Annotated in this window: 18 protein-coding genes; 11 read left to right on the forward strand and 7 right to left on the reverse strand. The window is 72.5% G+C overall.

The annotated features are described in order from the left end of the window. Positions 1 to 85: 85 nt before the first annotated feature. A complete protein-coding gene (locus ACFVYA_RS27545) occupies positions 86 to 772 on the reverse strand; it encodes an SDR family oxidoreductase (RefSeq protein WP_285990995.1) in 687 nt (228 codons plus the stop codon). 78 nt (positions 773 to 850) lie between these two features. Between ACFVYA_RS27545 and ACFVYA_RS27550 the strand changes: the two genes are divergently transcribed. Then, the gene (locus tag ACFVYA_RS27550; protein WP_387049044.1) at positions 851 to 1,420 is read left to right on the forward strand and encodes a TetR family transcriptional regulator; all 570 of its coding nucleotides are present in this window, start codon (positions 851 to 853) and stop codon (positions 1,418 to 1,420) included. 136 nt (positions 1,421 to 1,556) lie between these two features. After that, positions 1,557 to 2,435 (forward strand): expansin EXLX1 family cellulose-binding protein, encoded by an 879-nt coding sequence (locus tag ACFVYA_RS27555; RefSeq protein ID WP_387049045.1) that lies wholly within the window; start codon positions 1,557 to 1,559, stop codon positions 2,433 to 2,435. 49 nt (positions 2,436 to 2,484) lie between these two features. Here the strand turns inward: ACFVYA_RS27555 and ACFVYA_RS27560 are convergent, their stop codons facing one another. Continuing rightward, complete coding sequence (locus tag ACFVYA_RS27560) at positions 2,485 to 2,973, reverse strand: MarR family winged helix-turn-helix transcriptional regulator (RefSeq protein WP_387049047.1); 489 nt, start codon at positions 2,971 to 2,973, stop codon at positions 2,485 to 2,487. A gap of 109 nt (positions 2,974 to 3,082) precedes the next feature. Between ACFVYA_RS27560 and ACFVYA_RS27565 the strand changes: the two genes are divergently transcribed. Next, on the forward strand, positions 3,083 to 4,264 hold the full coding sequence (locus tag ACFVYA_RS27565) for an FAD-dependent monooxygenase (protein WP_387049049.1): 1,182 nt from the start codon (positions 3,083 to 3,085) through the stop codon (positions 4,262 to 4,264). 11 nt (positions 4,265 to 4,275) lie between these two features. Here ACFVYA_RS27565 and ACFVYA_RS27570 read toward each other — a convergent pair whose 3' ends face one another. Further along, a complete protein-coding gene (locus ACFVYA_RS27570) occupies positions 4,276 to 4,743 on the reverse strand; it encodes a hypothetical protein (RefSeq protein ID WP_387049051.1) in 468 nt (155 codons plus the stop codon). A gap of 108 nt (positions 4,744 to 4,851) precedes the next feature. Next, complete coding sequence (locus ACFVYA_RS27575; RefSeq protein WP_285991001.1) at positions 4,852 to 5,049, reverse strand: hypothetical protein; 198 nt, start codon at positions 5,047 to 5,049, stop codon at positions 4,852 to 4,854. 203 nt (positions 5,050 to 5,252) lie between these two features. Here ACFVYA_RS27575 and ACFVYA_RS27580 point away from each other — a divergent pair, with 203 nt between their 5' ends. The 8 genes from ACFVYA_RS27580 (at position 5,253) to ACFVYA_RS27615 (ending at position 13,996) form a co-directional block, all read left to right on the forward strand. Then, a complete protein-coding gene (locus ACFVYA_RS27580) occupies positions 5,253 to 6,425 on the forward strand; it encodes an ROK family protein (RefSeq protein ID WP_387049079.1) in 1,173 nt (390 codons plus the stop codon). A gap of 223 nt (positions 6,426 to 6,648) precedes the next feature. Further along, entirely contained in the window at positions 6,649 to 7,836 is a 1,188-nt protein-coding gene (locus ACFVYA_RS27585; protein ID WP_387049052.1) for an ROK family protein, read from the forward strand. Between the two features lie 73 nt (positions 7,837 to 7,909). Further along, positions 7,910 to 9,406 (forward strand): sugar ABC transporter ATP-binding protein, encoded by a 1,497-nt coding sequence (locus ACFVYA_RS27590; RefSeq protein WP_387049054.1) that lies wholly within the window; start codon positions 7,910 to 7,912, stop codon positions 9,404 to 9,406. Beyond that, complete coding sequence (locus tag ACFVYA_RS27595) at positions 9,403 to 10,404, forward strand: ABC transporter permease (RefSeq protein WP_387049056.1); 1,002 nt, start codon at positions 9,403 to 9,405, stop codon at positions 10,402 to 10,404. The genes ACFVYA_RS27590 and ACFVYA_RS27595 overlap by 4 nt, the downstream gene beginning before the upstream one ends. Positions 10,405 to 10,426: 22 nt before the next feature. Then, positions 10,427 to 11,482 carry a substrate-binding domain-containing protein gene (locus ACFVYA_RS27600; protein WP_285991006.1) on the forward strand — a complete coding sequence of 352 codons (1,056 nt, stop codon included), beginning with the start codon at positions 10,427 to 10,429 and terminating at the stop codon, positions 11,480 to 11,482. 30 nt (positions 11,483 to 11,512) lie between these two features. Beyond that, complete coding sequence (locus ACFVYA_RS27605) at positions 11,513 to 12,661, forward strand: Gfo/Idh/MocA family protein (protein ID WP_387049058.1); 1,149 nt, start codon at positions 11,513 to 11,515, stop codon at positions 12,659 to 12,661. Beyond that, positions 12,658 to 13,662 (forward strand): sugar phosphate isomerase/epimerase family protein, encoded by a 1,005-nt coding sequence (locus tag ACFVYA_RS27610; protein WP_387049060.1) that lies wholly within the window; start codon positions 12,658 to 12,660, stop codon positions 13,660 to 13,662. The genes ACFVYA_RS27605 and ACFVYA_RS27610 overlap by 4 nt, the downstream gene beginning before the upstream one ends. 67 nt (positions 13,663 to 13,729) lie before the next feature. After that, complete coding sequence (locus ACFVYA_RS27615; protein WP_387049062.1) at positions 13,730 to 13,996, forward strand: hypothetical protein; 267 nt, start codon at positions 13,730 to 13,732, stop codon at positions 13,994 to 13,996. Positions 13,997 to 14,128: 132 nt separating this feature from the next. On the opposite strand, the gene ACFVYA_RS27620 is transcribed toward ACFVYA_RS27615, so the two are convergent. The 3 genes from ACFVYA_RS27620 to ACFVYA_RS27630 all read right to left on the reverse strand — a co-directional run. Beyond that, positions 14,129 to 17,065, reverse strand: coding sequence for an AAA family ATPase (locus ACFVYA_RS27620; RefSeq protein WP_387049063.1), 2,937 nt, complete (start codon positions 17,063 to 17,065; stop codon positions 14,129 to 14,131). Positions 17,066 to 17,176: 111 nt separating this feature from the next. Further along, complete coding sequence (locus ACFVYA_RS27625; RefSeq protein ID WP_285991011.1) at positions 17,177 to 17,383, reverse strand: hypothetical protein; 207 nt, start codon at positions 17,381 to 17,383, stop codon at positions 17,177 to 17,179. A 31-nt stretch (positions 17,384 to 17,414) separates the two neighbouring features. Beyond that, a partial coding sequence (locus tag ACFVYA_RS27630) for a lanthionine synthetase LanC family protein (protein ID WP_387049065.1) occupies positions 17,415 to 18,095 on the reverse strand: 681 nt, incomplete at its 5' end.

Below are 18,095 nucleotides of genomic sequence, written 5' to 3' on the forward strand. Positions count from 1 at the left end.
CGCGCCAGTTAACACCACACCATCGCGTGATGACGAGGGGTGACAGAAGTTTGCCCGGAAGTCCCTTGGCCCTGCCCGGTCCGGGTCACCGGGTGAGGAAACCGCCGTCGACGAACAGGTCGTGGCCGTTGATCCCGCCGTTGCGGAGCAGGAAGCCGGTCGCGTCGGCGATCTCGTCCATGGTGACCAGCCGCCCGATCGGGGTGTGCTCGACCTGTGCCCCGAGGTCGGCTTCGCGCCAGCGGGGACTGTCGCCGACCAGGCCCGGGTGCAGGGCGTTGACGCGGTGCGGCGCGATCTCGATGGCGAGCGTCTTCACCAGGCCGGTGATGGCGGCGTTGAAGGTGGTGATGACCGTGGAGCCCGGATAGGGACGTTCCTTGGCCAGGCCGCCGAAGAGCACGACCGACGCTTCCGGCGTGAAGCGCTCTCGCAGCACTCTGACGGCTTCGGCGTAACCGACCAGCTTCGTCGTCACCGCGGTGATCGCCTCGGCGATGTCGAAGTTCCGCAAGGTGTTCGGGCGCTGGTGGCTGGCCGTGATGACCAGGTGGTCGAGGGCCGGCACACCCGCGGCCGAAGCGGCGATGGTCTCCGGCCGGGAGAGGTCCAGACCGAGGCCGAGCGCGGTCGGCGCGATCTCCTTCGCGACGGCCTCGGCCCGGTCCGCGTCGCGGCCGGCGATCACCACGGTGCCGCCGTCGTCCGCGTGCCGCTGGGCGATGAAGCGGCCGAGCCCGTCGGTGCCGCCGATGATCATGGTGGTGCTCATGTGCTCTCCCCATCCTGTTGACCGATTGGTCATTAACCAGCATAGGCGGCTTGCTGACCACTTGGTAAATTGGGGGACATGACCCGACGTCCCCATCGCCGCGACCCGGAAGGCCACCGCCAGGCCATCCTGGACGCGGCCCGCGCCGCCTTCGGCGAACGCGGGTTCGCCCGCGCGACGGTGCGGGACATCGCGGCCCGCGCCGGCGTCACCCACGGCCTGGTCCTGCGGCAGTTCGGGTCGAAGGAGCAGTTGTTCCTCGCCGCCGTTCCCGGACACCGGGAGCTCGACGAGGTGGTCGCCGGCGACCCGGAAACGCTGCCCGAGCGCGTCGCGCGCGCCTACGTGGAGCGGATGGAGGCCAACGCCGCGGTCGACCCCCTCGTGGTCCTGCTGCGCAGCATCGCCTCCGACCAGCAGGCGGCCGCGAAGCTGTACGGCGCGATGGAGGCGAGCAGCATCCGGGCCTACCGCGAAGTCCTCGACGGCGAGGACGTCGCCGCCCGCGTCGCGATGCTCGGTGCGCAGCTCATCGGCGTGACGGTCAACCGGTACATCGCCCGCACCGGACCGCTCGCGGAGCTGCCGGTGCCGGCGCTGATCGACCACTTGGCCCGCACCCTGCGCCACATCCTCTTCGCCGCCTGAGGCCGGCGTCGGCGCTGTCGACGGGCTGTCAGCCCGTTGTGTTAACGCTCACATTGCCGGCCGTGCCGTCGTTGACCCGCCCCCGCATGCTGTCTAATGTGGACCAACTAGCCGGCACGCGGTCGCAGGAGGTGCGGTGCCCAAACGCACGGTGATCGTGTCGGTGGTGGCGTTGCTCGTGGTGGCAGCGGCTGTGGTCGCCGTGGTCGCGACCCGGGCGGACGGCACGGTCCCCGCCGAAGCGGCGAACCGCTCGGACGCCGCTCCCGCGATCGGCACAGCCGTCACCACCCCGCCCGTGAGCACGCCGCCGCCTTCGCCGTCGACCACGACGACCACCCCCGCGTCCTCCAGCGTCGCGGCGACGACGTCGTCCGCGGCCGCGTCGGGTGACGCGCCGCTCGCCGGGCGGATCAAGCCGGGGGCGAGCCACTCCGGCGTGGCCACCTTCTACGACACGGACGGCACCGGCGCGTGCGGGTACGACGCGAGCCCGGACCCGTTGAACGCGGCGATGAACGTCGCCGACTTCGAGGGTTCCCAGGCGTGCGGGGCCTACGTCGAAGTCCGGGCGGCCGGTGGCGCGAGCGTGACGGTGCGGATCACCAACCTGTGCCCGGCGCCGTGCCGGGTCGGGCAGCTGGATCTGAACCCGAAGGCGTTCGACCGCCTCGGGGCCCGCAATCGCGGGGAAATCGCGATCACCTGGAAGCTGGTGAGCCAGCCGTCGGCGAAGCAGATTTCGCTTCGCTACAAGGACGGATCGTCCCAGTACTGGTGCGGGATCCAGGTGATCGACCACCGCAATCCGGTGGCCCGGCTGGAAGTCCGGGCCGGCGGCAGCTGGAAACGGCTCCAGCGCACCGACTACAACTACTTCCTGTCGGAGAACGGCGCCGGCTGCGGCGGGGCGGTCGCGGTCACCGACATCTACGGCGAGCGGCTGGTCATCGACCCCCTGCCGGTCAAGGCCGGCGTCAGCCAGCCGGCGAACCGGCAGTTCGCCCAGCACTGAGCACACCGCGGTCGGGACGGCGTCAGGCGGCCCGGGGGACCGCCGGCCGTCAGTCCTCTTCGCCGATCGCCGCCAGGAAGGCCGCGAGGTCGTCGGTGAACCGCAGGAGCAGGTCGTAGAAGGTGCGGCGGTCCTCCGGCGCCCAGGCAGCGAGCGCGTCGTCGAACCAGCCGAGCAGGGTGGTGACGTATCGGCCGGCCAGTTCGGCGCCGTCGGGGGTCAGCTCGACCAGCCGGGCGCGCCGGTCGTCGGGGTCGGTCAGGCCGCGCACGAGCCGGCGTCGTTCGAGGACGTGCAGGTGCCGTGTGACGTGCGGGCCGGCGACCTGCATCCGGTCGGCGATCTCCCCGACGCGCATCGCCTTCCCGGTCAGGTGCAGGGCGAGGAGGATCGACAGCCCGGGCCGGTCGAGGTCGGCCCCGATCCGCTTCATCGCCCGCTCGCCGAGGCCGCTGCGGTTCATCAGGGTGCCCAGCTGCAGGATCCGGGGCAGCACGGCGCGCAGGTCGGACCCGTCGCCGGCTTCTGTGTCGGCCATCACACCTCTTAGGTAGCTAACTTAGGTATACAGTTGGTCGTGCCGGGAGTGGATCAGGGGCATTCTCGCACCTCAAATATAGATACCTAACTTAGCTATTGGAGCTGTCATGAAGCGCGTTTTGATTTCGGGGGCCAGCATCGCCGGGCCGGCACTGGCCTTCTGGCTGCAGCGGGCCGGATTCGCGGTCACCCTCGTGGAAAAGGCGCCCGAACTCCGGGTCGGCGGCTATCCCATCGACGTCCGCGGCACGGCTTTGGACGCCGTCGAGCGGATGGGGATCCTGTCCCGCCTGCGGGACCTGCACATCTCGACCCGGCGGCTGACCTTCCTCGACGCCGACGGCGGCGAAATCGTGGCCCTGGCCCCGGACGCCGTCATCGGCGGTATCGAAGGCGAAGACCTCGAGATCCGCCGCGGCGACCTGATCCGGACGCTGTACGACCTGGTGCGCGACGACGCCGAGGTCCGGTTCGGCGACACCGTCGAAACCCTCGCCGACCACGCCGACGGCGTCGACGTCACCTTCCGCAGCGGCCACCGGGACACCTACGACCTCGTGATCGGGGCCGACGGCCTGCACTCCCGGACCCGGGAGCTCGTCTTCGGCGACGAGGCACCGTTCCACCACTACCTCGGCTACAGCTTCGCCGGGTTCACCATGCCCAACGACTTCGGGCTCTTCCGCGAAGGGCTCGCGTGGAGCACGCCCGGCAAGGGCGCGGCGCTGTACGCGGTCCTCGACAGCGAGGAGGTCCACGGCTTCCTGGTCTTCGCCCGGCCGGAGCCGCCGCTGGCGGCGTTCCGCGACCCCGAAGCCCAGCGCGACCTCATCGCCCGCACTTTTGCCGGCGACGGCTGGGAAATCCCGCGCATGGTCGCGGCGATGCGCGAAGCCGGTGACCTGTTCTTCGACGTGATCAGCCAGATCCGCATGCCGCGCTGGTCGGCCGGCCGCGTCGCGCTCGCCGGCGACGCCGCCCACGCGCCGTCGTTCCTGACCGGGCAGGGCACCAGCCTCGCCCTCGTGGGCGCGTACCTGCTCGGCCACGCGCTGGCGACCATCCCGGACCACACGGCGGCCTTCGCCGCCTACGAGAACCGGTTGCGGGGTTTCGTCGAAGCCAACCAGGCCCTGGTGGGCGAAGGCCAGGCGACGCTCTTCCCGACCACGGCGGAAGCCCTCGATCGCCGCAACGCCGCGCTCCGGCAGCTGACCACGGCGCCGCGCGCGCCCCGGCCGGAGCACTCGGCGCTCACCCTGCCGGACTTCCCCGTGCCGGTGCGGTGAGGCGTCCGGCGTCAGACCCGGATCGCCAGCCAGACGGCCGCCGCCAGGGGCAGGACGGCCACGGCGAACGCGAACAGGAAGTGGCTCACGGCGACGGTCGTCACGGCGAGGGCGCGGCCGGTCGACAGCCGGTCCAGGGCGTCCTCCTCCGCGGGGAAGAACCGCCCGCCCCGCCGCATGGCGGCGACCGCGACCACCCAGAACGCGAGGACGCCGATCGCGATGATCACCACCCGGGCCGTCCCCCGGCCGCCCCGGCCGAGCAGGCCGTCCAGGGCCAGGAACTCGGCCGAGACGCCCAAGGCGATCGACACGAGCATCGCCAGGCTGAACACGACGCTCAGCGACTTCGGCGGCGGCGGTTCGGACGAGGGCCCGGCCGGCTTCGGCCGGTCGGCCCGCTCCGCGAGCACCACGGCGAGCAGCAGCGCGGGGATGACCTGGGCCGTGGTGGCCCAGAACTCGGTCGTGATCGGCACCCGGGCAAGGATGCCGCACCCGCCCGCCGGCGGCCCGGGCGGCTCGCGTGCGGGGGTGCGGGTGCCGGTCGTGATCGGCACCCGCACCGGCGTCCCGCCCCGGCAGCGTCAGCCGGCCGGGATGAGGAGGACCGGGAAGTTCCGGTCGACGACACACAAGCCCGTCGTGGCGAACATCTCGAGCGAGCTGCCGACGCACCGGCCCGCCGGCCCGCTCTCGGACTGGGCCGAGGCGGTTCCCGCCGAGCCGATGAGAACTCCGGTCGTCAACGCCAACGCACCCAGCGCGGCCGTGATCCGTCGCATGGCGATCCTCCTGTCGTAGAGCCGGTTCGCGATGGCGGGAGGCTGCCCAGGAACCGGGGCGGACGAACAGGTTCGCAGCGCATGGCACCGGCTCGGGTGACCCCCACACGGACCTCACCGGTCACCGACGTCGGCCGGCGTGACGCCGGTTCCGACGCAGTAGGCTGAGGCGAATGAGCACGGTATCCACCCCGGAGCAGTCGATGGTCGAAACCCGGCACCAGACCCGGTTGCTGACCCTGCTCCGGGACGACGGCCCGATGTCGCGGGTCGAGCTGGGGGAGCGGCTCGAGCTGCCGCGGGCCCGGGTCGGCGCCGAGGTGGCCCGGCTCGCCGAAGTCGGGCTCGTCGAGGCCGCGGGACCGTCGGCCAGCCGGGGCGGGCGGCGGTCGACGCTGGTCCGGCTGGCCGGCGAGCTGCGGGTGCTCGCGGTGGACGTCGGCGCGACGTCGGTCGGGGTGGCGGTCACCGACGCTTCGTGCGAGGTGCTCGCGCACACCGTCGAGGACGGCGATGTGCGGCAGGGGCCGCACCCGGTGCTGCGGCGGGTGGCCGAGCTCGCGGCGAAGGTCCGCGACGAGGCACCCGGCCGGCTGATCGCGGCCGGCGTCGGGCTGCCGGGCCCGGTCAGCTTCGCCGAGGGGATGGCCGTCGCGCCGCCGATCATGCCCGGCTGGGACCGGTTCAACGTGCGCGACCACCTGGGCGGGCTCTGGGGCTGCCCGGTCGCGGTGGACAACGACGTCAACGCGATGGCGCTCGGCGAGCGGCACGCCGGCGTCGCGCGCTCGACCGACGACCTGATGTTCGTCAAGATCGGCACCGGGATCGGCTGCGGGATCGTGCTCGGCGGCAAGGTCTACCGCGGGGTCGCCGGGACGGCGGGCGACATCGGGCACATCCGGCTCGACGACTTCGGCCCGACCTGCGCGTGCGGCGAGGTGGGCTGCCTGGAGGCCTACTTCGGCGGGGCCGCGCTGGCCCGCGACGGGCTGGCCCTGGCACGCAGCGGCCGTTCGGCGCACCTGGCCGAGGCGGCCGCCGGAGGCGGGGCGGTCACCGCCCGCGACGTCGGCCGGGCCGCCGCGGCGGGCGACGCCGGCGCGGTCAACCTCATCCGCGACGGCGGCAGGCGGCTCGGCCAGGTCATCGCCTCGCTGGTCTGCTTCATCAACCCGGGCATGGTGGTGATCGGCGGCGGGGTGGCCCAGCTCGGGCACCAGCTGCTCGCCGAGGTCCGCAGCGCGGTGTACCGCCGCTCCCTGCCGCTGGCCACCGGAAACCTCCCGATCGTGCTGTCCGAGCTGGGCGAGACGGCGGGCGTGATCGGGGCCGCCTGGTCGGCCACGGACCGGGCTTTCACGCTTAGCAGCTGAGCAAGTCGCTTACTCCGCGTTGCTGAACCCGTCCACTGTGTAACGTCGAAACTCTGCAGACTTTCGTATTCAGTGATCAAAAGTCTGTCCGGATGCGCACGTCTATCCGGGTGAAAACCCGACTTAACGTACCGGTATCACCTTGACGGGTGATGCGAGTCACCCTACTTTCGCTGCCTGAGCGCCAAAGTGCGTTCAGTAGTCAGCGCAAGATGGGGGCACCGTGGCCGTCACCGAAACGAGGCGAGCCGGCTCGGCGAGCCCACGTACGGCGAACCTGGCCGCGATCCTGCGGGCGCTGCGCACCGGCCCGCTCTCGCGCACGCAGCTGGCGGCCCGCTGCGGGCTCGCGAAGTCCGCGGTGCCCGGCCTGCTCACCGAACTCGCCGGACGCGGCCTGGTCCGGCCCGCCGGGGTGCTCCCCGGCAACGGGCGGCCGAGCCGGCTGGTCGAACTGCACGGCGAAGACGCGTACGCGCTGGCGCTGGGCATCGAAGCCGGCCGGTTGTCGGCGCTGGTCACCGACCTGTCCGGCCGGGTGCTGGCCGAGCGGGCGCAGATCGTCGACGTCGCCGCGCTCGGGCTGCCCGCCGGGATGGACGAACTCGCCCGCCTGGCCCGCGCAGTGCTGCCCGGTCCACCGGTCGGAGTCGCGATCTCGGTGCCCGGGCTGGTCGATCCGGCCGCCGCCGTGCTGCGGTTCGCCCCGGTGCTGCGCTGGCGGGACGCGGAGATCGCCGGCCTCATGGCGGCCCGGCTGGGCGTTCCGGCCGCCGCCATCGCCGTGGACAACGACGCCAACCTCGGTGCGCTCGCCGAGTCGGCCGAGGGCACCGGGACGGAGCTTTTCTACCTCGGCGGCGGACCGGCCGTCGGTGGCGGGTTCGTCTCCGGCGGCACGATCCTGCGCGGCGCGCGCGGCTTCGCCGGCGAGGTCGGGCACATCGCCGTCGACCCGTCCGGCGAGCGGTGTTCCTGCGGCCGGACGGGCTGCCTGGAGACCAAGGCGAACCTGGCCGCGCTGCTGCGCGCGGCCGCGGCCCCGGGTGACCCGCTGCACGATCCGGCCCCCGGCGTCGAAGGCCGCGTCGCCCTCCTCAAGGACCGCATCCGGCTCGGCGACCGGCGTGCGGTGACGGCGGTCCACGAACTCGGCGTCGCGCTCGGCATCGCCCTGTCCACTGTGGTCGACGTGCTCGACCCGGACGTCGTCGTGCTCGGCGGCTACTTCGCGGAACTGGGCGAGTGGCTGGTCGAACCGGTGCGCGTCGAGCTCGCCGCCCGGCCGCTCGGCCAGGCCCGGGTGGTGGCCTCCGGGCTCGGCCTGCGTGCTCCGCTGCGGGGTGCCGCGCACCTGGCGGCCGAGCGGCTGTTCGCCGACCCGACGCTTGCCGAGGAGGCCACGGTATGAGCGAGCTTGCGAGCGAATCATTCAACACTGCACTTCCGGCTCAGGCGGCACCGAGCGCCGGCGAGGTGTGCGCATGAGCCTGCTTTCCGTCCGCGGGATCGTGAAGAGCTTCCCCGGCGTGCGCGCCCTCGACGGCGTCGACCTCGACGTCGAACCCGGCGAGGTGCACTGCCTGCTCGGCCAGAACGGCGCGGGGAAGTCGACGCTGATCAAGGTCCTCTCCGGCGCGCACCGGCCGGACTCCGGCGAGCTCACCTGGGCCGGCGAGCGCGTCGAACTCGGTTCGCCGGTCGACGCCCTGCGCCTGGGCATCGCCACCATGTACCAGGAACTCGACCTGGTGCCCGGGCTTTCGGTGGCGGACAACATCTTCCTCGGCCACGAACGCGCCCGCTTCGGGTTCACCCGGATCTCCCAGGCCCGTGCCGAGGCCGCCCGCCTGATGGCCCGGCTCGGGCACCCGGACATCCGGCCGTCGACCGAGGTCGGCAAGCTCTCCGCCGCTGCGCAGCAGCTCGTGTCGATGGCCCGCGCGCTGGCCCACGACGCCCGGCTGCTCGTGATGGACGAACCCACCGCCGCGCTGGCCGGTGAGGAGGTCGACAACCTCTTCCGCATCGTCGGCGAGCTGACCGCCGACGGCGTCGCGGTCGTCTACATCTCGCACCGGCTCGAGGAGCTGCGCCGGATCGGGCACCGGGTGACCGTGCTCAAGGACGGCCGGACCGTCGGCACCGGCCTCGACGCCGCCTCGACGCCGACCGCCGACCTGGTCGCGCTGATGGCCGGGCGCAAGGTGGAGACGGTCTTCGGGCCGCGCCACGACGGTCACGCCCGGCCGGAGACCGCGCTCGAAGTCGAGCACCTCTCGCGGCCGGGCGAGTTCGAGGACGTGAGCTTCACCGTCCACGCCGGCGAGGTCGTCGGCATCGCCGGCCTGGTCGGCTCCGGCCGCAGCGAACTGCTCGAGACGATCTTCGGTGCGCGCAAGGCCGGCCGCGGAACCGTGACGGTGCACGGAAAACCGCTCGGGCCCGGCGTCCGGGCGGCCGTCAAGGCGGGCGTCGGCCTCGCACCCGAGGAACGCAAGAGCCAGGGCCTGCTGCTGGACCTGCCGGTGGTGCACAACGTGACCCTGGCCAGCCTCGGCCGCTACGCGAAGTTCGGCTTCACCGAGCGCGGCAGGGAACTGGACGACGCCGGGGCCGGCCTGCGCCGCCTCGACCTGCGGCCCGCCGACCCGCGGCGGATCGTCCGCACGCTGTCCGGCGGCAACCAGCAGAAGGCGGTGCTCGCGCGGTGGCTGGTCCGCGGGTGCCGGGTGCTGCTGCTCGACGAGCCGACGCGCGGGGTCGACGTCGGCGCCCGCGCCGAGCTGTACCGGCTGATCGACGAGCTGGCCGCGACCGGTGTCGCGATCGTGCTGGTGTCCAGCGAGATCCCCGAGGTGCTCGGGCTGTCCGACCGGGTGCTGGTGCTGCGCGAGGGCCGTGTCCTCGCCGACCGAACCTCCGCCGGGCTGACCGAGGCCGAGGTGCTCGACGTGATTCTCGAGGGGAGCGCGGCATGACCGAAACCCAAGCACCGCCCCAGGAAGCGCTGCCCGCCGAGCGGAAGCGGCGGTTCTCCTTCCCCGCCGACCCGCGACTGCTCGGCTTGGCCGGCGTGCTCGTCGTGCTGTGCCTGGTCGGCCAGTTCACCCGGCCCGAGCTGTTCTTCACCGAAAGCAACATCTCGACCATCCTGCGGCTGGCCGCGGCGATCGGCGTGGTCAGCGTCGGGATGACGTTCGTGATCATCAGCGGCGGCATCGACCTGTCGGTCGGCTCGATGGTCGGCCTGGCCGGCGTCTGGCTCACGACGCTGGCGACGCAGTCGTACGGACCGTGGGTGATGGTCCTCTGTGGACTGGCCGTCGGTCTCGGCTGCGGGCTGGTCAACGGCGTCCTCGTCGCCTACGGCAAGGTCGTGCCGTTCATCGCCACCCTGGCGATGTACGTCTCCGCTCGCGGGCTCGCCGAGCGGATCAGTGGCCGCCGCACCCAGGTCGTCGCCGACCAGGACTTCCTCGCCTTCTTCCGCGGCGGCTTCCTCGGCATCCCGACGCTGATCTGGCTGTTCGCGCTCGTGTTCGCGGTCGGCTGGGTCGTGCTCAACCGCACCACCTTCGGCCGGCGGACGTACGCGGTCGGCGGCAACGCCGAGGCGTCGCGGCTGGCCGGGATCAACGTCAAGCGCCACCTCGCGCTCGTCTATGGCGTGGCCGGGCTGTGCTGCGGGATCGCCGCGCTCATGGTCGTCGCGCGGACGACGGCGGGCGCGTCGACCAACGGCATGTTCTACGAGCTCGACGCGATCGCGGCGGTGGTCATCGGCGGCACGCTGCTGACCGGCGGCCGCGGCTCGCTCATCGGCACCCTCGTCGGCGTGCTGATCTTCACGGTGCTGTCGAACATCTTCACGCTGAACAACCTGGACACCGACATCCAGAACATCGCCAAGGGCGTGCTCATCGTGCTCGCCGTGCTCTTGCAGTTCCGGGCCAGGAAAGCCAGGACCGGTAGTTAGTTCACCACCGTTGGAGGCCGCCATGACCGAACACCCCTTCCTCGGCCGCCGGGGATTCCTGCTGGGCGGGGCCGCCGTCGGCGCCGGCGCGCTGCTGGCCGGCTGCACGGGCAACACGCCGGCGAACTCGGAATCGAACGCACCGGTCGCCAACGCGGGCAACAACGCCCAGCCGGGCAAGCCGATCACCATCGGCTTTTCCGCGCCGGCCGCCGACCACGGCTGGATCGCGGCGATCACCAAGAACGCCAAGGCCCAGGCGCAGAAGTTCAGCGAGGTGAAGTTCAACGCGACCGAGGGCACCAACGACGTCAACCAGCAGATCTCCCAGGTGGAGACGCTGATCAACGCGAAGGTAGACGTGCTGGTGATCCTGCCCTTCGACGGCAAGGCGCTCACCGCGGTCGGCCAGCAGGCGATGGACGCCGGCATCCCGGTGATCAACCTCGACCGCGTCTTCGACACACCGCTGGCCTATAGAACGTGGATCGGCGGCGACAACTACCGGATGGGTGTCAACGCGGGCAACTACATCGCCGCGGAGCTCAAGAAGAAGAACGTGGCCAACCCGATCATCGGCGAGGTCGCCGGGATCGACTCGCTGCCACTCACCCAGGAACGCAGCAAGGGCTTCAAGGACGCGCTGGGCCGCGCCGGGTTCAGCGTGGGCCCGCGGGTGTCGGCCCAGTTCACCTCGGAGTCGGGGGAGCAGCAGACAGCGAACCTGCTCCAGGGCGCGCCCAAACTGGACGCGCTGTGGAACCACGACGACGACCAGGGCATCGGCGTCAACGCGGCGATCGACACCGCGGGCCGCAAGGAGTTCATCATGGTCGGCGGCGCCGGCTCGAAGAACATGATGAACCTGATCAAGGCCGACTCGTCGCCGATCAAGGCGACCGTGCTCTACAGCCCGTCGATGGCCTCCACCGCGGTCGCGCTCGCCCGGCTGCTCGGGCAGGGCAAGGGGATCGGCGATCTCGCCGAGCACGACGTCCCGGCCGAGATCACCACGTATTCGGCGGTCGTCACCAAGGAGAACGTCGACCAGTACCTCGACGTCGGCTTCGATTCCTGACAGGACTTTCCGGCAAGACGAAGGAGGGGTATGAGCCCGGCACGGGAAACGATCGGGATCGGCATGGTGGGCCACGCGTTCATGGGTGCGGTGCATTCGCACGCGTGGCGCAGCGTGCACCGGTTCTTCGACCCACCGCTGGTGCCGCGGCTCGCCGTGCTCGGCGGCCGCGACGAGACCCGGGCCAAGGCGGCTGCGGAAAAGTTCGGCTGGGAGGACGTCGAGACCGACTGGCGGAAGCTGGTCGCCCGGGACGACGTCGGCCTGGTCGACGTCTGCACGCCGGGGGACAGCCACGCGGAGATCGCGATCGCCGCGCTGGCGGCCGGGAAGCACGTGCTGTGCGAGAAACCCCTGGCCAACTCGGTGGCGGAGGCCGAAGCGATGGCCGAGGCGGCGCGGCGGGCCCGGGAACGCGGGGTGCGGGCCATGGTCGCGTTCAACTACCGCCGGGTGCCCGCGCTCGCCCACGCCCGGAAGCTGGTGGCGAGCGGCGTGCTCGGGGAGATCCGGCACGTGCGGGCGGTGTACCTGCAGGACTGGCTGTCGGACCCGGAAGCGCCGATGACCTGGCGGTTGCGTCGCGAATCCGCCGGGTCGGGCGCGCTGGGCGACCTGGGCGCGCACATCGTCGACGCCGCCCAGTTCGTCACCGGGGAGGTGATCACCGGCGTCTCGGCGCTGACGAACACCTTCGTCAAGCAGCGGCCGGCCGAGAGCGGCGGCGGGACGGACGAGGTGACCGTCGACGACACCGCGTTGTTCTTGGCACGGCTTTCCGGGGGAGCCGTGGCGAGCTTCGAAGCGACCCGGTTCGCGCTGGGCCGCAAGAACGCGATGCGGCTGGAGGTCAACGGGGCGAAGGCGAGCCTGGCGTTCGACTTCGAGGCGATGAACGAACTCCAGTGGTACGAGGGCACCGGCACCGAAGCCGGGTTCCGCCGCATCCTCGTCACCGAGCCGCAGCACCCGTACGTCGGCGCGTGGTGGCCGCCGGGCCACCTCCTCGGCTACGAGCACACGTTCACCCACGAGGTCGCCGACCTCCTGGACGCCATCGGCGCGGGCACCGACCCCACGCCGGGCTTCGACGACGGCTTGCGCGTCCAGCGGGTGCTCGACGCGGTCGAAAAGAGCGCGGCCGCAGAAGCGCATTGGACATCGGTGGAGGAGAAATGAGCCGTCCCGTCACGTTGTTCACCGGCCAGTGGGCCGATCTGCCGTTCACCGAGGTCTGCAAGCTCGCCGCCGAGTGGGGCTACGACGGGCTGGAGATCGCCTGCTCGGGCGACCACTTCGAGGTGGACCGGGCACTGTCCGAAGAGGACTATGTGCCGGGGCGGCTGCGGCTGCTCGCCGAGCACGGCCTCAAGGTGTGGGCGATTTCGAACCACCTCGTCGGCCAAGCCGTCTGCGACGATCCGATCGACCACCGGCACCAGGCCATCCTGCCGTCGCGCATCTGGGGCGACGGCGAACCGGAGGGTGTCCGGCAGCGCGCGGCGGCCGAGATGGCCGACACCGCGCGGGCGGCGGCGAAGCTCGGCGTGGACACGGTGATCGGGTTCACCGGGTCGAAGACCTGGAAGTACGTGGCGATGTTCCCGCCGGTTTCGCGCGACGACATCGAAGACGGTTACGCGGACTTCGCCCGCCGGTGGCACCCGATCCTCGACGTCTTCGACGAGGTGGGCGTCCGGTTCGCGCACGAGGTCCACCCCTCGGAGATCGCGTACGACTACTGGACGACCAAGCGCGCGCTGGAAGCCGTCGACCACCGGCCGGCATTCGGGCTCAACTGGGACCCGTCGCACTTCGTGTGGCAGGACCTTGACCCGGTCGGGTTCATCCTCGACTTCGCCGACCGGATCTACCACGTCGACTGCAAGGACACCCGCAAGCGCTTCGACGGCCGCAACGGCCGGCTCGGCTCGCACCTGGCCTGGGCCGATCCGCGGCGCGGCTGGGACTTCGTGTCCGTCGGCCACGGCGACGTCCCTTGGGAGGACTGCTTCCGGGCGCTGAACTCGATCGGCTACTCGGGCCCGATCTCGGTGGAGTGGGAGGACGCCGGAATGGACCGGCTCCGCGGCGCGGCCGAGGCGGTGAAGTACCTGCGCGAGCACCTGTTCGACCAGCCGTCGGCGGCTTTCGACGCGGCTTTCAGCAACCAGAGGTGAGGGAGTTCCCTGCGCCTACAGCGCCACGATCATCGCCGCGCCGCGCGTGCTGGCGAAACCGTGCGGCTTGACGACTCCGGCCGGCGACGTCACCGCGGGCGTCCGCACCCTGATCGCCGGCATCGGCGCCCGCGACGCGGCCATCGGCCTGGCCATGCTGCTGGCGCCGGCGGGCAAGCCCCTCCAGGTCGCGCTCGCCGCCCGGGTGGCCTCCGACGCGGCGGACGCGGTGGTGTTCGGCACCACCTTGCCGGACCGGTCGGCGCGCACGAAGGTGGCGGCGTTCGCGGCCACGTGGGCGGCGTTGTGTGCGGTGTCGGCTTTGGTCCGGTGACGGGTTTCGCCGCGCCCGTGCCACTGCGGACGTGACCGGCGCCGCCACCGGCCCGGTCCGGACCATGAGTCCACAATGGAGCCGAGGGCCTCTGCCGCCAGTCACCTCGCCGACGTGGGAACGGCGTAGCCGTCAGACCTCCGAGGCCGACGAGTGCTCCGCCGCGAACCGGGCCAGTTCGGTGCGGTCGCGGACCGATGTCTTCATCAGCAGGGCCGCCACGTGCTTCTCCACCGTGCGGGGGGAAATGTGCAGGCGGGCCGCCAGCGCCTTGTTGCTGAGCCGGAACGCCAGCAGCTCGAAGACCTCGTACTCGCGCAGCGTGACGCCGATCGCGCGCAGGCTTTCGGGGACCCGCTCGGTTCCCGTGCGGCGCTGCTGCACCGAGGCCCCGGCCCGGCGCAGCAGGGCGCGGCACGCGCTCGCCACCGGGATCACGTCCGCGCCGTGGAAGTGGCTTTCGGCTTCGCGCAGCCATTCCGCGGGCTCGCCCCAGCCGTCGTCGACGGCGGGCTCCGCGGTCAGGCGCAAGCCCAGCGGGCGGGCGACGCCGAACGGTGCGGCCGCCCGTGCCGCGCGCCGCATCGCCGCGGCGGCGGCCTCGTGCGCGCTCTCGCGGCCGTGCAGCACCGCCTCGGCCAGCAGCACGAACTGGCGGTTCCAGCGCATCCCGCCGGCGGCCCCGGCGGCGATGCGGTGGTGGTCGTCCCAGGTCGCGTCGCCGGCGATGACGTCGAGCAGCAGCTTCAGGCCGTGGGTGCCGGCGAGGTGGAACGTGCTCTGCTGCCGCGCCTGGTCGGCGGCGAGGGTGTCCAGCTCGGCGCGCGCGGTCTCGCGGTCCTCTTCCAGCAGCGAGCAGAAGACCTGGGCCAGGCCGCGCGCGAGGGGTGCCTCGGGGCCGGCGTCGCCGCCGCCGCGGCGGAAGTCGCCGAGCGCGGCTTCCATCGCCCGGCGGTCGCCGCGGTGTCCCGCCAGCACCGCCCGCGCCATCTGCACGTACCGGCTGACGGCGTACAACTTGATCCGCGACGCCTCCGCGTAGCAGGCGTCGAGCCGCGGCCCGGCCTCGGCGAACCGGCCGCACAGCACGGCGTGCAGGCCCAGCACGGCGTCCGCGTTGTAGGCCAGGCTGATCCCGCCGGTGCGCAACGCCTCGGCGCGCGCGGTTTCCAGCCCGGACGGGTCCGCCTCGGCCAGCCAGGCGTTGCCGCCGAGGCCGACCAGCGCGTAGTTGCGCCAGTTCGTCAGCCGGTGCTCGGCGGCGTTGTCGAGCATCTGCCGGAAGCACTCGTCGGACTCGGCCATGTCCCGCTCGCGCACCACGAACCCGACCGCGTAGAGCGCCTGGCACGCCGTCGACGGCAAGCCGATCCGTTCGGCCCCGGCGACCGCGCGGCGGCCCAGCTCTTCGCTGCGGCGCACCCGGTCGGGGGCCGGTCCGGACATCGACAGGTACGCGTCCACGGCGTCCACCGCCACGGACTCCTCGTCCAGCCCCGCCGCGGGCAGCAGCGCCCGGGCCGCGGCGACCTGCTCGAAGCCCTCCGCCCAGCGGCCGGCGACCTGCGCCGCCCACGCCAGGCGGACGTGGACGCGGATCTGGCGCGCGGGATCGCGGCCGTCGGCGGGCCGCAGGGAGCGCGCGACCTTCACCGCGCGTTCGAACTGCCCGGCCTCCGCCAGCGCGAACAGCAGCAGCTCCAGCAGGTCCCGGTACCGGCCGGACTGGTCGCCACCGCGGTCGGCGTCGTCGCCGAGCAGGTTGACGGCGTGCTCCAGCACGGCGATCGCCGACCCCGGCGCGCCCTCGCCCAGCGCGCGCTGGGCGGCCTCGCGGTACAGGTCGGCGGCGGCCCAGCGGTCCCCGGCCCCCAGCCGCAGCGACGCGGCCAGGCTGCACAGCTCACCCGGCAGGTCGGGGTGCAGCTCCACCACGGCGTCGGCCGCCTTCGCCGACAACGCCACGCGTTCGGCGGGGTTGAGCAGGGTCAGCAGCGCTTCGGCGGTGAGCGGGTGGCGGAAGGCGTACCAGTCTTCGCCGCGCTCGTCGGCGGTGAGCAGCTGGGCGGCGACGGCGGACTGCAGGTGGCCGAACAGGCTGTGGTCGTCCAGCTCGCTCACCCGCTGCACCACCGACAGCGGGAACCGGCGGCCGAGCACCGCGGCGATGGCCAGCAGCTGCTTGCCGCGTTCGCCGAGGCGGTCGGCGCGGCGGGTGATGATCGTGACGAGCGTCGAGGGCACGGCGCTGCGGCCGTGGCCGGTGAACCGCCAGCCCGCCGCGCCGTTCACCAGCTCGCCCGCCGCCACCATGCTGTGCAGCAGCTCCTCGACGACCAGGGGGTTGCCCGCGCTGTCGGCGAACAGGCGCTCGGCCACGTCGGCGGACACCTGGCCGGGTTCGGCGCCGAGCGAGGACGCCACCACGTCCCGGACGTCGGCCGGCCCGAGGCTGTCCAGCGGCATGAGGAAGCCCTCGCCGCGCCGGGTGACGGCGTGGGCCGCCTCCAGCGCGGGCGAGGGTTCGGCACGCAGGGTGGCCAGCACGACCACCGGCTGCGTGCGGATGTTGGCGGCGAGGTACTCCACCACGGCGAGGGTTTCCACGTCGGCGTCCTGGAGGTCGTCGACGACGAACAGGCAGCCGCGGCCCGCCCCGGCCAGCCCGGTGAGCCGCAGCGTCGCCTCGGCGAGCACCACCAGCGAGGAGTCGCCCGCGGTGTCGGCGCCGGCCGCCCAGTCCGGGATCAGCCTGCCCAGCACCGACCGGTACGGCCCGAGCTGTTCGACCAGCTCGCGGCCGCCGGTGCGGGCGAGGGACAGCAGTGCTTCGGTGAGGGCCCGGAACGGCACGGCGGGTCCGGTGGTGCTGCCGCGTCCCCGCAGCACCACCAGTCCCGCATCCAGGGCGCGGCCGACCGCCTCGGCGGCGAGCCGGGTCTTGCCGATCCCGGGTTCCCCCGTGACGAACACGGCCGATCCCGAAGAGCGGCGAGCGTCGTGCAACACCCGCCCGATCTCTTCGATCTCCGTTCCTCGGCCGACGAGAGCGGGGGCACGGGTGCGCATGCGCCAACCTTAGAGACCGGACTCACGAATTCGGTGGTCTTCCGGTGGAGATTCCACTGTTCGGACGGCAGGATTGGGGTTGTTGTCACGCTTTGTGCCGTCGCGAGCACGTCACGCGTGCGTGTAGTTGCTGACGACGGTGCTGATGTCCATCGTGACCACCGCGGCACCGGCCACGCCGAGGGTCAGCCCGGCCAGGATCCCCGCGCGGACACCGATCTTCGGTTTGGCACCAGGCGTGGCGTCGCCGAGCGGGCTGTCCGCCTCCGCACCGGCGGGCGTCGCGTCGAATTCGCCGGCGTTGGTGTCGTTGCGCATCTTCACTCCTGTGATGAGGTGTGTTTCGGCGTTATTTCCGGAGCTGTCCCGAAGGCTCCAACAGGAGAACCGACGGAACCTGTTCGGCAAAACCGACCCGCAACAACCCGAAACCGATACCCCCGGTTCCGGTCAGCAGGCCCGGGCTCGCTACTCCGTGCGGCGTACCGCACTGGAGCCCGTGTCCTTCGATGGCGCCCACGAGGCGCGAGGTCGCCCTCCGCAACGCGGAGACCGACGGTTCGTGGCCCTGCCCGGCCAGCACCACGAGTGCTTCGAGGGTGCCGAGTTCGCCGTGGCAAAGCGATTGGTCGGTCGACGGCGGCCGGGCGGCCACCGCGGCCGAGAACGCGTCCGCCGTCCGCGCGGCGGTGCCGGGCCGCGGCCCGGCGGACCCCGGCGCGGCGGCCGCGGCGAGGACCCGGCCGGCCACGCCCGAGCACCAGCCCAGGTCGCCGGCCAGGGGTTCCGCCGTGGTCCGGCCGCCCCGGCCGAGCGCCCAGTCGACGCCCGCCGCGCCCCACAGGAAGCCGGGGGCGGCGGGGCGCGGGGCACCGGCCAGCCGCCGGGAGAGCGTGGCGGCCAGCGCGGCCGCTTCGGGCAGCCCGCTTTCCGCGTGCACGGCGTGCATCGCCGCGAGGGCGCCCGCGGTGCCTTCGCCGACACCCGCGGGCGCGGCCACGTCCGCGGCGGCGGTCGCGGAGATCGCGGC

The organism is Amycolatopsis sp. NPDC058278, assembly GCF_042881395.1.
In the GTDB taxonomy this organism is placed as follows: Bacteria; Actinomycetota; Actinomycetes; order Mycobacteriales; family Pseudonocardiaceae; genus Amycolatopsis.